This window comes from Acinetobacter sp. 1124_18A (assembly GCF_052824995.1).
Genome location: NZ_VTDF01000003.1, coordinates 1 through 15966, shown reverse-complemented (window position 1 = coordinate 15966; position 15966 = coordinate 1). Strand labels below are relative to the sequence as shown.

16 protein-coding genes and 1 pseudogene are annotated in these 15966 nt (G+C 38.5%); 9 read left to right on the top strand and 8 right to left on the bottom strand.

Annotation, left to right across the window (positions count from 1 at the left end):
• Positions 1-27 precede the first annotated feature (27 nt).
• Positions 28-636 (top strand): NAD(P)H:quinone oxidoreductase, encoded by a 609-nt coding sequence (gene wrbA, locus FY048_RS07640; RefSeq protein WP_446090744.1) that lies wholly within the window; start codon positions 28-30, stop codon positions 634-636.
• Positions 637-683: 47 nt separating this feature from the next.
• On the opposite strand, the gene FY048_RS07635 is transcribed toward wrbA, so the two are convergent.
• The 3 genes from FY048_RS07635 to FY048_RS07625 all read right to left on the bottom strand — a co-directional run bounded on the left by FY048_RS07635 (position 684) and on the right by FY048_RS07625 (position 2872).
• Entirely contained in the window at positions 684-1259 is a 576-nt protein-coding gene (locus FY048_RS07635; protein WP_004639480.1) for a xanthine phosphoribosyltransferase, read from the bottom strand.
• Between the two features lie 71 nt (positions 1260-1330).
• A complete protein-coding gene (locus FY048_RS07630; protein WP_016140129.1) occupies positions 1331-2044 on the bottom strand; it encodes a DUF3108 domain-containing protein in 714 nt (237 codons plus the stop codon).
• A 156-nt stretch (positions 2045-2200) separates the two neighbouring features.
• Positions 2201-2872, bottom strand: coding sequence for a hypothetical protein (locus FY048_RS07625; protein ID WP_446090743.1), 672 nt, complete (start codon positions 2870-2872; stop codon positions 2201-2203).
• 232 nt (positions 2873-3104) lie between these two features.
• Here FY048_RS07625 and FY048_RS07620 point away from each other — a divergent pair, with 232 nt between their 5' ends.
• Positions 3105-3989, top strand: coding sequence for a TonB family protein (locus FY048_RS07620; RefSeq protein WP_446090742.1), 885 nt, complete (start codon positions 3105-3107; stop codon positions 3987-3989).
• Positions 3990-4090: 101 nt separating this feature from the next.
• Here FY048_RS07620 and ybeY read toward each other — a convergent pair whose 3' ends face one another.
• From ybeY to miaB, 3 genes are read right to left on the bottom strand one after another with little or no spacing between them, the layout of a single operon-like run.
• Positions 4091-4573 carry an rRNA maturation RNase YbeY gene (ybeY, locus tag FY048_RS07615; RefSeq protein ID WP_446090741.1) on the bottom strand — a complete coding sequence of 161 codons (483 nt, stop codon included), beginning with the start codon at positions 4571-4573 and terminating at the stop codon, positions 4091-4093.
• Between the two features lie 9 nt (positions 4574-4582).
• The gene (locus FY048_RS07610; protein WP_017388325.1) at positions 4583-5671 is read right to left on the bottom strand and encodes a PhoH family protein; all 1089 of its coding nucleotides are present in this window, start codon (positions 5669-5671) and stop codon (positions 4583-4585) included.
• 37 nt (positions 5672-5708) lie between these two features.
• Positions 5709-7160 (bottom strand): tRNA (N6-isopentenyl adenosine(37)-C2)-methylthiotransferase MiaB, encoded by a 1452-nt coding sequence (gene miaB / locus FY048_RS07605; protein WP_199989512.1) that lies wholly within the window; start codon positions 7158-7160, stop codon positions 5709-5711.
• A 287-nt stretch (positions 7161-7447) separates the two neighbouring features.
• On the opposite strand from miaB, the gene FY048_RS07600 reads away from it, so the two are divergent.
• The 4 genes from FY048_RS07600 (at position 7448) to FY048_RS07585 (ending at position 11729) form a co-directional block, all read left to right on the top strand.
• Entirely contained in the window at positions 7448-9391 is a 1944-nt protein-coding gene (locus FY048_RS07600; protein WP_446090740.1) for a transglycosylase SLT domain-containing protein, read from the top strand.
• A gap of 56 nt (positions 9392-9447) precedes the next feature.
• A complete protein-coding gene (locus FY048_RS07595) occupies positions 9448-10110 on the top strand; it encodes a ribonuclease T2 family protein (RefSeq protein WP_004789563.1) in 663 nt (220 codons plus the stop codon).
• A gap of 210 nt (positions 10111-10320) precedes the next feature.
• Entirely contained in the window at positions 10321-11307 is a 987-nt protein-coding gene (locus FY048_RS07590; RefSeq protein WP_004639466.1) for a malate dehydrogenase, read from the top strand.
• 176 nt (positions 11308-11483) lie between these two features.
• Positions 11484-11729 (top strand): DUF2789 family protein, encoded by a 246-nt coding sequence (locus FY048_RS07585; protein ID WP_446090739.1) that lies wholly within the window; start codon positions 11484-11486, stop codon positions 11727-11729.
• Positions 11730-11783: 54 nt separating this feature from the next.
• On the opposite strand, the gene FY048_RS07580 is transcribed toward FY048_RS07585, so the two are convergent.
• Together FY048_RS07580 and FY048_RS07575 are read right to left on the bottom strand one after the other, a co-directional pair.
• The gene (locus tag FY048_RS07580; RefSeq protein ID WP_446090738.1) at positions 11784-12311 is read right to left on the bottom strand and encodes a hypothetical protein; all 528 of its coding nucleotides are present in this window, start codon (positions 12309-12311) and stop codon (positions 11784-11786) included.
• 67 nt (positions 12312-12378) lie between these two features.
• Positions 12379-12984, bottom strand: coding sequence for a 2OG-Fe(II) oxygenase (locus tag FY048_RS07575; RefSeq protein ID WP_446090737.1), 606 nt, complete (start codon positions 12982-12984; stop codon positions 12379-12381).
• Between the two features lie 117 nt (positions 12985-13101).
• Here FY048_RS07575 and FY048_RS07570 point away from each other — a divergent pair, with 117 nt between their 5' ends.
• The 3 genes and pseudogenes from FY048_RS07570 to FY048_RS07560 all read left to right on the top strand — a co-directional run bounded on the left by FY048_RS07570 (position 13102) and on the right by FY048_RS07560 (position 15929).
• Positions 13102-13959: a 23S rRNA (adenine(2030)-N(6))-methyltransferase RlmJ gene (locus FY048_RS07570; RefSeq protein ID WP_446090736.1), complete on the top strand. Its 858-nt coding sequence runs from the start codon at positions 13102-13104 to the stop codon at positions 13957-13959.
• Positions 13960-14000: 41 nt separating this feature from the next.
• Positions 14001-14834 carry a CDP-diacylglycerol--serine O-phosphatidyltransferase gene (pssA, locus tag FY048_RS07565; RefSeq protein WP_016140141.1) on the top strand — a complete coding sequence of 278 codons (834 nt, stop codon included), beginning with the start codon at positions 14001-14003 and terminating at the stop codon, positions 14832-14834.
• Between the two features lie 17 nt (positions 14835-14851).
• Positions 14852-15929 (top strand): annotated as a pseudogene (locus FY048_RS07560) (DUF6670 family protein).
• The last annotated feature ends 37 nt before the right edge of the window (positions 15930-15966 follow it).

Here is a 15966-nt window from a genome sequence, read left to right as displayed (position 1 = left end):
CGTATAGTGTTCTTTTTAACAAAATTTATGAAACCGATGCAACCTTACATTCTTGTACTCTATTACAGTAAATATGGTTCTACTAAAGAAATGGCGCATTTAATTGCCAATGGTGTTGAATCTGCGGGTATGTCAGTGAAAATTCGGACAGTGCCAAATATTGCTCCAGTCGTCACGGTAGCTGAACCAAGTATTCCGGCAGAAGGTGATATCTACTGTACGTTAGATGATCTGGCGAATTGTGCGGGTCTGGCGTTGGGTTCCCCAACTCGCTTCGGAAATATGGCAAGTGAAATGAAATATTTTTGGGACCAAACGACGAGTCTTTGGCTTAATGGGGCATTACATAATAAACCTGCTTGTGTTTTTACTTCTTCTGGATCTATGCATGGTGGGCAGGAGAGTACTTTACTCACGATGCTACCACCGTTATTTCATCACGGGATGATGATTTTGGGATTACCAAATGCAATTCCAGCTTTATCTAACACTAAAACAGGTGGAACACCGTATGGGGCAAGTCATGTAAGCGGCCCCCGCCATGACCAGAACTTAAGTCAGGATGAAAAGATTTTGTGTGAAGCTCAAGGTAAGCGTTTGGGTGAAGTGGTTAAAAAGCTTGTAGTTTCTCTTTAAACAGCCAAAAAAAAGAGCGGATATCCGCTCTTTTTTATTTGCACAATTTATTCTTTTACAAAAGTAACTTTACCATCTGTAAGAGAAAGAACACGTGCTAATGACTCAACTCGATAGCCTTTTTCAAGCAATAAATCACGGCCCGATTGGAATGATTTTTCAATCACAATACCAACCCCTACAACTTCTGCATTTGCTTGGTGAATTAAATCAATTAGTCCTAATGCTGCTTGACCATTCGCCAAGAAGTCATCAATAACTAATGCTTTATCAGTTGAATGAAGGTGTTTGTTTGAAATCGCAATCGTGCTTTCAGTTTGTTTAGTAAAACTAAACACTTTAGAGCGATATAAGTCATCTTTTAACGTCAATGACTGATATTTACGAGCGAAAATTACAGGTACACCAAGTTCCAAACCTGCCATGATTGCAGGTGCGATACCTGATGCTTCAATGGTAATAATCTTGGTAATCCCTGCATCTTTAAAGCGAGCGGCAAATTCTTTACCAATCTGCTGCATTAATACAGGATCAATTTGGTGGTTTAAGAAAGCGTCGACTTTCAAGACTTGATCAGATAGAACGATACCTTCTGTTAAGATTTTCTGTTCTAGTGCGTGCACGGGAGAATCCTCTAGACGGATGCTTTTAAAGCAAAGGCGTATTTTAAAAAGCATCCGAAAAAATGCAAGCTTTAATTCGTTTTACCCGTATAACTTGTTAATAACAGGCCATAAGAAGTTTTACCATCAACATGGCTGACTTTAACTGGTAAATAGTCCAATTTAGGTGCTAACCAGAAAATAGTATTACGGTCTGGTCTGCCATGTTCTAAAACAACTTTTACGGTATCAAAGGTGCCATAAGAGGTTTTAATTTTCTCAGTGCCCTGTTTTACAAAACGACGATTTTCAACTTCTTTTGCATCGGCAAGAGGGTATGAAGTTTTAAGTGAACCATTTTTTAAATCTTCACGAACTTGTAATTCTGCATTTAACTCATCAAGCACGCCAGGCTGCCAAGCAAATGAACGTGCTTTATCATCTTTCTTGGTAGAAATAGTTTTGCTGTTTGGATTAAAGTTAATATTCATAGTGTTGTTATGAATCAAAATTTTGCTGGTACGGCTAAAACTTTGAGATCCAATTTTACCATTAGCAAAACTAAATTTACTTGTTTCACTTGCAGAAGCAATTCCACCTGCTTTTGCAGTGAAATTATAAGTCCAATTATTACCTTGCTGGCTTAAGGCACGTGTAGCTGAACCCATACCTTTATTATTATAAGTGAACTGATAATTTGCCTGAAATGGGCTCATGGCAAGTGCATGGCTTGAGAAACCTGCAAAAAGCAAAGTTGTTGAAATACCTGTTGCGATGCCAAACGATTTCAGAAATTTTGTTGCCATAAGTAAATATCCTTGTACAGACTGAAAAGTCAGTGCTGATGCATCTATAACTTAAACATATTATGCCTGCTGATCATGGAGAAAAAATCAGGATTTATGCTAAATGTGTAATCTATTTGTGTTTTTTGGCATTTAATTCATTTTTATTCAGAACAGCTATACATCTTTTTGCTGGATTGGTGTGATTTCAGAATCTTCTAATTCATCTTCAAAATCATCGTCCTGATCACGGTAAAGTAGCGCTGCTAAATTCACATTTCCAAATACGACTAACTCAGCCTCACGAACTCGTGCGTAATTTACATGCACTTTACTTAATGTCTCAATGATGCTGGCCTTTTTACCAAACCAACGATTGAGATCAAGAAATATGAGTTCATCACTTTCCTCTGCTACATTAAAACGTTCCAGAATCATTCCTAAAGGATCTTTTTTCAAAATTTTATGGTAGTAAAAAACAGCGGCTTTTACGGCAATCTTCTGCCAAAAGTTTTTATATTTCGCTTCAATAATTTGTGTATTACTAATTTGTTCAAAAACTAAAAGCTGTTGTTCTTGATTAAATTCCATCTGAATCAGTTTTAAATCAACAGATAATGTCGTCTCTAGACCTTTTACATGCATGGTTGCATATAACCTTAACCAGTCATGATAAAGATCCGCGTGGAGGTCATCTAGAAATTCAACATTATTGGTGACATAACGTTGTAAAGTCGCATTCAGAAAGGTTTGTGATAACGTAAAATCTCTTTCTTCTTCAATGAATGCTTCTGCTTTTTGGTAGACTTTTTTAAGGCGTCTGACTAATGATGAAAATAGCGTTTGCATAAAAGAACTTCCAGAAGATAATTTACTTAAGAACCAACACAATCTTTATTATGATAAAAAACGAGTTTTGATATTGCAGTGTAACAAATTTAATTGATACATTTTGACAAAATGAAAATGGATAAAACTCTATATTTGAAGTGAATCACACTTTTATCCAGATTTGAATATCAGTTTATATTTTATTCGGTATTAAACCGTGGGGATAAGGCATTTATATGCTTTTAAGATTATGTTGAACAAAAGAAGTCTATCCATAGAGCCTTTTTACCATTGGTGGCAAGACCGAGTCTTTATTGCTGCAACAATATTGGCAGTCTTCCTGCATATTTTTGTGTTGCTCATTCACTTTGCGATGCCTAGCCCATCAGAGCAATCGACTAAAGAAATTGCAATTTCAATTCGATCAAGCAATGAGGCAGTTCAGCAGGCAGACTTTTTGGCACAAGCGGACCAGCAAGGTTCAGGCGCATTTCGTGAAGCCCACCGTACCTCTAGTGATACTCCAAATCCGACGCCTAATGATGCTTCAACTGGAGATGCGCAGTTAGAAACTTTGCAAAAGGTTCAGCAACAAAGACAGCTTAAATTTGAAGAAAAAGTCTTAATGACTGTTTTGAGTTGGCAAAAACAAGCTGACGCCAGTCAAAGGAAAAAAGAATTAGAACAATTACAAAGTCAATTTCAGGCAAAAGCTGCGATGGTTGCGAGCCTTGAAGCACAATATTTACAACGCAGACAAGATTTCAGCCGCCAGCAAAAAATAAAAACAGTAGATGGAATTCAGGCAAAAAAAGATGCTTCGGCTGCTTATTTAGATAAGTTCCGTGAAAAAGTGGAGTTGTATGGTAATCGCTATTACCCAGAAGAAGCCAAACTGCAACAGTTAAAAGGCGAAGTCCGTTTAATGGTTATTTTAAATGCACAAGGAGGGATTCGTGCAATTCGGTTGCTTGAGAGCTCAGGGCATTCGGTATTGGATGAAGCTGCAAAGTCTTCAGTACGTCGCGGCGCACCATTTGGGCATTTTGATACCAATATGAAAGACATTTCTGAATTGCGTATTGTACGTACTTGGCGTTTCGATCCAGCTCAAGCAGAATTTGAAGTGCATTAATAAAAAATGTGGATAAGTTTTGGCTTATCCACATTGATTTTAGTTCATTAAACAACATCTCACCTGAAGGCAGACTATGTTTTTCATCTAATCAATAATGATTAGATCTGTTCTTGGTAGGGATTGTCTATATTCAGCTTTGCTAGAATTTCAACTTCAATCCCTTCCATTTCTTCAGCTTCTTCGTCACTAGTTTCGTGGTCATAACCCAGTAAATGTAAAACACCATGTACCAATAAATGTGCAAAGTGTTCTTGAGCTGTTTTCTTTTGTTCAACCGCTTCTTGCAATACAACTGGAATACAAATGACTAAGTCACCCAGAGGAAAGGCATCGAGCATTGGTAAAACTTCTTCAGGAATATCACTTGGAAAAGATAAAACATTGGTTGGCTTATCTTTCTCTCGATATTGCAGATTAAGTTGTTGGCTTTCTGCTAAATCGACACAAGCAACGCCAATTTCGCAATCTTCGTTATAACCAACGTGGCGTAAGGTTGTTTCAATGATTTTTTTGAGTTGAGCTCGTTTGAGCTCTAACTCAGGGGATAGGAAGTCTTGTTGTAAAGTTAAACTGATTTTCAAAATGAATCCTTAAGCATCCTGATGTTGCAAGTCTGCTGCTGTATCGTTTTCAGTCATTAACGCTTCTTGACGTGCTTTGCGTTCAGCACGAGCTTCAGCATTAAGACGATGTTGTTCTCCATCCCAACCTTCATACGCTTCAACAATTTTTTGAACCAGTTGATGACGTACAACATCGCGGGAATGGAAACGGGTAATATGAATTTCGGTAATATTCTCGAGTACGCGAAGTGCGTGTGCCAGACCAGATTGTTGACCTTTAGGTAAATCGACTTGAGTAATATCCCCTGTAATTACTGCACGAGAGCCAAAACCTAAACGGGTTAAGAACATTTTCATTTGTTCAGGTGTTGTGTTTTGAGCTTCATCCAAAATTACAAATGAATGGTTAAGTGTGCGACCACGCATATATGCAAGAGGCGCAACTTCAATTACTTGACGCTCAATTAACTTGGCAACTTTTTCAAAGCCAAGCATTTCGTAAAGGGCATCGTAAAGAGGGCGTAGATATGGGTCAATTTTCTGGGTTAAATCACCAGGTAAGAAACCCAGCTTTTCTCCAGCTTCTACAGCAGGACGTACAAGTAAAATCCGCTGGATTTCATTACGTTCTAGCATATCTACGGCGGCGGCAACTGCTAAATAGGTTTTACCTGTACCAGCAGGACCAACACCAAAAGAAATATCGCTTTGTAAAATACGTTGTACATAACGTTTTTGATTGGCACCACGTGGATTAATACGGCCTTTTCGTGTCTGGAAATAGACATCGAGCGGCGCATCATGTTCATCCATTTCGTCACCAACCAACTCGAAATTGCGTTCAGTTTGTGAAGATTGAATGAGGAGGTGTAATAGATCGGCACTGATTTGCTGGGATAGCTCAGACTCTTCGTAGAGTCGTTGCAATAATGCTTCGGCTCTCCCAACAGCATCAATTTCACCATCTATGTGAAAAACATCTCCACGATGAGTAATTTTGACATCTAAACGCTGTTCAATTTGCTTCAGGTGCCCATTATAGGCACCCAGAATGCTCTTTAAACGTTCCATTGAAATTTCAGGAAATGTTACGGTACGTCGAATCGCTGCAGTCAAGAGAAAACCTTTCAGTAGACTTTAGAATACCTCTACATTACGCCACGTCAGGTTCAAGATTCAAGAGCTCACCGTAAACAAAATTTAAAGTTTTAATTTCAGTAATCTCGATCTCTGCAAAACGACCAACCCAAGTCGCATCACCAACGAAAGTGACCAGACGTGTATTGTCAGCAGTACCAATTAAAATATTAGGGTCTTGATCAGATACTTTTTCAATAAGTACACGTTCAATTTTACCTAACATGGCATCTGTTTTTTCAATACTAGACTGCTTAATTACTTTTTGAACTTGAGCTAAACGTTCTTTTTTAACTTGCTCAGGTGTGGTGTCTGGCAAGTCTGATGCTGGCGTACCTGGGCGTTTTGAATAAACAAAACTATACGAATGATCGAAGTCTAAATCATTGATAAATTGCAATGTTTCTGCAAAATTTTCATCGGTTTCACCAGGGAAGCCAATAATAAAGTCACTTGATAAATGCATATCTGGACGAATTTTGCGTAGCTTCGCAATTTTATCAATATAGACATCAATCGTGTGATTTCGCTTCATTGCTTTTAAAACATCATTTGAACCACTTTGTACCGGCAAGTGTAAATGTGACACCATTTGAGGTAAATCTTCATAACACTGAATAAGCTCATCAGAGAACTCAAGTGGGTGCGAAGTTGTATAGCGTAAGCGTCCAATACCCGGAATTTCTGCAACGAGTCGTAACAATTCAGGGAAAGTGCAGATACCACCTTCAAAGGTTTCACCGCGGTAACCATTTACATTTTGTCCAAGAAGAGAAATTTCACGGACACCTTTTTCAGCAAGTCCTGCAATTTCTGCAAGTACATCGTCTAATGGTCGAGAAACTTCTTCACCGCGTGTATAGGGAACTACACAGAAAGAACAGTATTTAGAACAGCCTTCCATAATAGAAACAAATGCTTTAAAGCCTTCTACACGTGGTTCTGGTAAAAAGTCGAACTTTTCAATATCTGGGAAAGAAATATCAACCAGTTTGATTTTATCTTTTTTAGGTTTTTCTACTTGAGCATTATGTTGATCAAGCATTTGCGGTAAACGGTGTAATGTTTGAGGGCCAAAAATCATGTCTACATAAGGCGCACGTTTTTGAATATTGTCACCTTCTTGAGAGGCAACACACCCACCAACACCAATCACAAGATCAGGATTTTTGTCTTTTAATTTGCGCCAGCGCCCTAATTCACTAAATACTTTTTCCTGTGCTTTTTCACGAATAGAACACGTATTCATGAGCAGGATGTCTGCTTCGCTAGGGTTGCTCGTTAAAATGTAACCGTGAGAGTCCCCTAAAAGGTCTGCCATACGGTGACTGTCATACTCATTCATCTGACACCCTTGAGTTTCAATATAAAGTTTTTTTATTGAAACATCAGTGGTGTGCGTTGGCTGGGTAACAGTGTTTTCTGAGGCAGCTTTGGCACCATTGGGAATGAAGGTTTGAACCGTCATGCAGGCTCCTAACAGATCGATCTAAAAAAGAATAAATTTGCCCAAAATGGGTCAAACCATTCATTATAGCAGTATTTGGACCGAACCGATAACAGTAAACCTTCAGAACATGACACGGTTTTTTTGAAGTAAATTATGTAAATTTTAATGATGTTGAATCAGAGAGTTACATAACACAACAAAAGAAAGCACGAAGACTAATTAAACTATGCTCTGAAGGTGAATAGTCAGGGTTTAACACATTTATGAGACCAAGTAGAAAGAGCTCATCAATCCATAGTCGTGTAATGAAAAATAAATATATGCATCGTAGCTGGTTAGGAGCTATGTGTTTACTTGGTTGTTCATTTACCTATGCTGCCGAAGAGCAGTTTAATGACGCATTAAACGCTGCAAATAGTGGTAATACAGCATTATTAGACCAATATCAGCTTGCTATGCAAAATGATGTATTGGGATACTATCCGGAATATTGGAAACTTAATACCAATCTAGGCTTTCAACCTTCAGCCTCGATTGTAAGTTTTGCTCAACGTTATCCTCAATCAGCAATGGCTGAGAAATTAGCCGCCGATTATGTGGAAGAAAAAGTTAAACAAGCTGACTTCGCATCTGCACAACCTTTACTATCTTATGTAACTAATCCTGATCAGGCCGAAAATTGCGCATTGGCACAGGTGCGAGCGAAAACCGGTGACGCATTAGTTTTTGCTGAATACAAAGATGTATGGTTAGCCACCGAATCGCAACCTGAATCTTGTGTGGGCTTAGGACGCTTGATGTTATCTAGCCCATTAATGAGTCAGCAAGATAAACAACAACGTCTTTGGGTGCAGTTACGTTCTGGTTTAACAGGGCAGGCCCTTGCTACCGCACAGACTTTGGGAATGAATTTGTCGTTGGCGCAGCTTAACCAAATTCAGGCTAATCCACTCAATTATTTGTGGAGTGCGCCTAAAACCAATGATACAGACTATGCTTATTTGATTTTTGCATTAGGTCGTTTGGCTAATAATGACTTAAGCAACGCTTTTTCGAACGTACAACGTGTCGCTCAAGGTACACCAGAGAATATACAAAAGTATTTATATAGAACGGTGGCTTATATTGGTGGCACCACGGTCATGAAAAATAATTTCAATCGTGAAGTTCTTCAATATTTTGATGCAAGTTACGGTTATCCTCTAAGTCCTGAAGAAGCTGAAATTTATGCGCGTCAGGCAATTCGATTTGGTGCTTGGGAAAGTTTAATTCGTGCCATTGATGCTATGAGCGTGACACAAAAACAAGAAGATCGCTGGCAATATTGGCTTGCTCGTGCAACAGAGCAGCGCGGTGATAGTGGTTCGAAAAATACTGCGCAACGTATTTATAAGAAGTTAGCTGAAAGTGGTGATGACTATCACAACCTTTTAGCAAAAGATCGTTTGGGTGAACGTTATAATCATCAACCCTATGATGATCAGCCCACTTCAAGTGATTTAAGACGTTTAGATCAGAATGTTCACTTTAATCGTGCTTTTACTTTAAGACGTATTAATGCAAATCCAACCTATACCAACCGAGAATGGAACTGGGCAGTTCGACAAGCTTATCTTCAACATGATGATGGTGTGTTGTTAGCTGCTGCAAAGCGTGCTCATGATATGGGGTGGTATGACCGTGCAATTTATGCAGCAGATCGTACAACAAATAAACATAATGATACGTATCGCTATGTGACGCCTCATAAGACTAATGTTGTAAGTCATAGTTACAATGCAGGAATTGATCCAGCGTGGGCTTATGGTTTAATGCGACAAGAAAGTCGGTTTGTTACTTCTGCACGTTCTCATGTTGGAGCGGGAGGTCTTATGCAAATTATGCCTGATACGGCGAAGTTGATTGCACGTCAAATGGGCGAAACCTATAATCCAGCGGCATTAAATGAAATGAATACCAATATTCGATATGGTACATTTTATTTGTCGATGATTCAGGGGCAATTAAGCAATAATCCAGTTTTGGCAACGGCAGGTTATAATGCTGGGCCTAATCGGGCAAGACGTTGGCAACCGGACTTTCAATCAATTTCGGCTGACCAATATACAGAGACAATTCCATTGTTAGAGACCAGAGACTATGTCAAGCATGTTATGACGAATGCTACACATTATGGTGTGATATTGGGGCAAGGGGCTCAATCATTATCACAACGTATGAAAGTCATTCCAATGCGTACATCGCCTTAAATTTAGGTGCTTGATGATGGATCTTCTTTTAATTGGCATATTCAAGTTTTAATTAAATGAAATATAGATATTTGGAACTTCGTTCAATTTTGCAACTTGCATGGTGGCTTATCTGTGCAGGGGTAGGATTGATGAGTTCCGTTTTGCATGCCGAACCTGTTAATTTACAGGGATATGTTATGCACGTACAAATGACACCTGCCGCATGTGCGTTAGATCCCTCTAAACAAAAACAACGTAAATGTCTTGAAGGATATTCACTGACAATTACAGGCCTTATGCCAGAAACAAATCAAACTGATTGTTCAACAGAAAGTTCGGCCGCTCTTTCTCCATTACAAGCCAAAGTCGTAGCTCGGGTCATGCCTGACAATAATGCACGTGTACAGCTTTGGAAAAGTGTAGGGGGATGCGTTCCTATGAATGCAAGTCAATATTTCCGGACAGTCATTAACTTTGCTGAGCGTTTAAAAATTCCAGCTAGCCTTACAAGTTCAACGAATGTTGAAATTCAACAGTCGGCCTTAAAACAGCAATTTACTCGTCTTAATCCGAGCCTGCCTCAAAATGGTATTCGTTTGACTTGCCAGTTATCGCGTTCAGATGTTGTTTTAACCGAAGTGAAGGTGTGTTACACGGTAAAAGGTCAATATAAACAATGTGCAAATCATGTTGTATCGAATTGCCCAGGTGAAATCACAATTAAAGGTAGTTACTAAAGATGACGATCATTTCGTAAAAAATGCTGACCATGCATTGAATCTTTTTGTAAATATTAATTTGTATTTTCTATCAGACTTTTGGTGAAAATGAGTCGCTTTTACATGCATCTGCCACATCTTTAGAGTACAATCTTTGCCGTTTATGATGATTTAGTTAGATGGAATTCCTATTTAGCTAGATTAAGGACACTCATTGGAGACAATTACATGAAGCAACCCGTTCGTGTTGCCGTGACTGGCGCTGCAGGTCAAATTGGTTACAGCTTATTATTCCGTATCGCAAGCGGTGAAATGTTAGGTAAAGATCAACCTGTTATTTTACAATTGCTTGAAGTTCCAGTTGAAAAAGCTCAACAAGCGCTTAAAGGCGTAATGATGGAACTTGATGACTGTGCTTTCCCTTTATTGGCTGGCATGATCGGGACTGATGATCCGAAAGTTGCATTTAAAGATGCTGACTACGCTTTATTGGTAGGTTCTCGTCCACGTGGTCCTGGTATGGAACGTGCTGACTTGTTAAAAGTTAACGGTGAAATTTTCATCGGTCAAGGTCAAGCATTAAACGAAGTTGCTAGTCGTGACGTTAAAGTATTAGTTGTAGGTAACCCTGCAAACACTAATGCTTACATCGCTATGAACTCTGCTCCAGACCTTCCAGCGAAAAACTTTACTGCAATGTTGCGTCTTGACCACAACCGTGCGTTGACTCAAGTTGCTCAAAAAGCTGGTGTTGCAGTTGCTGATATCGAACACTTAACAGTTTGGGGTAACCACTCTCCAACAATGTATGCTGACTACCGTTTCGCAACTGTAAATGGCGAAAGCTTAAAAGACAAAATCAACGATGCTGCATGGAACAAAGATGTGTTCCTTCCAACTGTTGGTAAACGTGGTGCTGCGATTATCGAAGCACGTGGTTTGTCTTCTGCTGCTTCTGCTGCTAACGCTGCAATTGACCATATGCGCGACTGGGCACTTGGTACAAACGGCAAATGGGTAACTATGGGTATTCCATCTGATGGTTCTTATGGTATTCCAGAAGGCGTTATGTTCGGTTTCCCTGTAACAACTGAGAATGGTGAATACAAAATCGTTCAAGGTTTAGAAATTGATGAATTCAGCCGTGAACGTATTAACTTTACGTTAAATGAGCTTGAAGAAGAACGTGCAGCAATTGCTGACATGTTGAAATAATTTATCTTTTTGATAAGTTAAAAAAAGCACTCTTTTTAGAGTGCTTTTTTATATTTAATCATTTGAAACAAAACACAAAAAACAACAAGAAAATATAAACATTATCATGCATATAAAAAGGTTTTATTGTTAGATTAGTTAACAGATGATTTAAAACAATTTATAGGAGAAGAACAATGTTTGAGCAGCAACCTACTTTAGAGCTTTTATTTGATCAGCTGGGTTTAGATTCAGATGAAGCCAGCATCGAAACCTTTATCAAAACACATCAATTGCCTGCTGAACAGAAATTACATGAAGCTTCTTTTTGGTCAAAAGGTCAAAGTGATTTTTTAAAAAGCCATTGGGAAAAAGATGATGAATGGATTGTGGTGATTGATGAGCTTAACGAACAACTACATGAAGACAGTCTGAATAAATAGAACGAAGGCCTGTTTTAAATTCAATAAATAAAACAGGCCTAATACATTAAGTGTTTAATGCGTCTTTAGTTTTAAATGATCTTTATACCAAGGCTCATGACGTATAAGGTCAAATGCAGGTTGGCCATGAAGCAATTCAAGGTCACACGTGCTTGTTGATAAATATTTAGTTAACCAATGCCGTGTTAATGCTGACTCTTGTCGAGCGGCTGACGAATAAGCCAAGAAGAAATATATATCTGCATGTTCATGGTGAGCTAATGGCTTCAAAATTTGTTGAGTAATCAACGCAAAACGTTTTTCTTTATTTAATTCAAAATAGAGCATATACGCTTTAGCCAAGTGTAAAGATAAATTAAGGTATAAGCTCAATGGCATTTCTTCATATTCCATACGAGCTTGTTCAAGTAAAACAATCGCTTCTTGTAAAAAGTGAAGTTGCTCTTGGCGAACACGACTTAATACGACAAGCTGCATGCGTAGTTCAGCACGCTCCAAAGCAAGCTCCGGCGTATTTTCAGTCAAATAAAGTTGGTCTGTTTCACCAATTCGGTTCACAATTGTTTTACTTTCAATAGACATACGCCATTACCTTCTTTAATCAATAGCTTTTATATCGGGTTCATTTACCAAATTTAAAGAGTAACCATTAAACCCAAATGGAATTTCCACTACGAAGCCAAGCTGTAATGGAGAGTCTTTGTTGTTTAGAGGGTAATACTTCATGTAATAAATTGCTTTGAAATATTATAAGTCGATTTGGCTCGGGATTAACGATATGCCACTTCTCATTTTTATCTTGCAGTCGTAATTGACCACCCCAATCTTCTTGCCATTCTGGATGTAAATAATAAACGGTTGAGATAATACGATCATTTTTTTGCTGAGGGTTGTCTCGGTGTAAAGCATAAAACTCACCCAAACCATAACGGGCGAAATGAGCTTCAACCTCTTTAATTCCTAAATAGAATGCTTGATTTAGATTTTGTGAGAAAGAACTTAAGGTTTCAATATGCTGTTGAGCAATAGGAAGTTGATCATTAATCCAGAGAATATGATCGCTACGGATATTACTCACCACGCCGTTTTGAATACCAGCTTCTCTAAATTCATCAATATGATGGCTACATTCTTTGGCGACTTGAGCGCGATATTGATCCGAATAGGCGTGATTAATAATCGCAAAGCCATGCCTATTTAAATCATCTAGAATTTGATCCAGATCCCATGAGTCCGGAAGCAGGTGAGAGAGCATATAACCTCGAGTAGATCGTAAAAATATCAAGCTGCTCTATTTTAGATGATCACAACCTTACGAAAGAATATTTTTTTCATGTTAAACTATTTGTTGAATTGAGGAATTAAAGTCAACATGAATTACCGTCACCATTTCCATGCGGGCAACTTTGCAGATGTTATGAAGCATGTGCTTTTGCTACAGCTTCTCAACCGCTTAAATGCTAAAGATAAACCTTATCGTTATATCGATACGCATGGAGGTGCAGGAAAATATAATTTATCTCTGGCACCTTCACAAAAGTCTGGAGAGTTTCTTACAGGCATTCACCGTCTAGTTCAGATATCTGACATGGAAAAGCGTCAGGCACCTGAAGCAATCCAGCAATATTTGAAGTTAGTAGAAGAACTACGCTCTCAAGAAGGTAAAGGAAGTTATCCAGGGTCACCATGGTTTGCTTTGCAAGGCATGCGTGAAATTGATAAAGCAACCGTTTTTGAAATGCAACGCGATGTTTTTGAGCAATTGCGACATAACATTTATGATAAACGTGCAGGTTTACATGAGCGTGATGCCTACGAGGGCTTGCTTGGTGTAATTCCGCCAAAAGAAAAACGTGGTTTGGTCATGATTGACCCACCTTACGAATTAGAACGTAAAGATTTTCCGCAATTAGTTGAACTGTTACAACAAGCTCATAAGAAATGGCCAACAGGCGTTTTTGCAGTTTGGTATCCAATTAAAGACCGACCGATGATTGAGCGTTTTGAAAAGAAAATGTTTAAAACGGGAATTCGTCGTCAATTAATCTGTGAAATTTGTGTATGGCCAGACGATACACCTATAGGTTTGAATGGTTGTGGTCTATTAGTGATTAACCCACCTTGGCAGTTCTCAGAACAAGCAGATCAAGCACTACAGTGGTTATTCCCGCATCTACGCATGCAAGAAACGGGCGGTCACGCTGCTGTTCGCTGGTTAGTAGGTGAGTAACAGTTAACTTAAATCAATGCACATGTTTGGAATAGAAAATAATGACAAATGCGCCTAAACCAGAGCAAGATTTAACTCATAATGAACATTCATTTGATGGGATTACATTCGAAGTGGTTGAAGAAGAAGATAATCCGGAAGGACAAAAAGTGAAGCGCCGAGGAATCTATCTTTGGCCTAACTTAATTACGACAGCCGCTTTGTTGTCTGGTTTCTATTCCATCATCGCAAGTATGAATGGGGACTTTACCCAAGCCATTTATGCCATTTTTATTGCAGCACTACTAGATGGTTTAGATGGTCGAGTTGCTCGCGCGATTGGTGCACAAAGTGCTTTTGGCGAGCAATATGATTCTCTCTCTGACTTGTTAGCTTTTGGTGTAGCTCCGGCAATGCTGATGTATAGCTGGAGTTTGCATGATTTAGGTCGTATTGGCTTAGCATGTTGTTTTGTATATACAGCATGTGCAGCTTTCCGCTTAGCGCGCTTTAATGTTCAGATTGGTGTTGTCGATAAACGCTATTTTATCGGCATAGCAAGTCCACTCGCTGCCATTATCATTATTTCACTTGTGTGGGTTGCTCGCGATTATCCTTTCATTTTTGATTTACGTGATATTGCGATTAAAAGCATTAATGCTGTGATTATGGTTGTTGTGGGATTGCTCATGATTTCCAATATTAAATATTACTCTTTCAAACAAATGGACCGTAAACGCGTTCCCTTTGTAGTTATGTTGCCAGTAGTACTGATTTTTGCAGCAATCACTTATAATATTCCAATGGGCATTTTGACTGTTTCAATTATCTATGCTCTCTCTGGTTTTGTTACGACACTATTTGCACGCAAAAGTAATGAAACAATAAAAACATAAAATAGAAGAGGTTCAGTATGCCTAAGTTGATAAGTCAAATTAATCAATTACAGCAGCTGAGCCTTAATGCTAAAGAGAGGGTTGTATATCAACCTTCTCGTGGTTTTTTTAAAATCGTTTATCAAGGCTTAATCCTTCCAAATCTTCCTGCTCCACTGCGCTATTTTAATTACATTAGTCTAGTTGGACAGCCACGCATTCCTCTTTGCTATAACGCTCACACAATTACAACTTCGGCAATCGATACGGCAACTGTGCTTGTCAGTAATAGCCAACACAGTGTGGGGCATTTAAAAACTTATTCTATTCGGCGGCAATGCCAGTTTGACTCAGAACAATATCAGTTTGATAAAACAGATTTGATTGAGTGGAAAATCCCAAAGATCCATCTTCAGCGATTAGACCTAGAAATGGGTTGCAATCTTACTATTCAAATTCCAGACAATATCTCTAATACGTCTGCATTGCAGTGGGGCGTTTCAGACTATTGGTCAACATTATGTTTATGCGAAGGTGAAGTTTTTTATAAAGGACAAAAGTATCAAGTTGACGGGTTGGGGCGATTTAAACACGCAAGAGCTCTGCATTTACCGTTCTTATCTTTATGTTTTTACACATGCCAAATTATTAATTTAAATGAAACGACTCAGCTTACATTTTCACAAATCAGAAATCAGTGGAATATCATCTTATGTTCAAGATTAGATATTCAAGAATTTGGGAAGCCTGTTGAAAGCTTTACTGAAGATGTAAATTTAAATATCCATCGCGTTTATCCAAAAGTTAGAACACCGAATGGTAAAGAGATGTATTTGCCCAGAGAGTTTTCTTGGCAATGTAAAAAAAATGGAAAAATTATTTTTGAACTTTATGCGCAAAGCCGTGGTGACTACAAGTTTGGATTAGCTGCTGGATATGTAGGAAGCTTCCAATACCAATTAAGTTGGAATGAACAATGTCTACAAGGTGAAGGTGGGTATTGTGAATATATTGATTGTCGCCCACTTAGGTGGCAAGAAAAGAATCAAGATGAGAAAATTTTAGATAAATTGATGCTTTTACAGCCATGTTTATATAAAAAATGACTATTTTTAGCATTTTTGATTAAAAAAAGAACTGTTGTTGCAGTAGT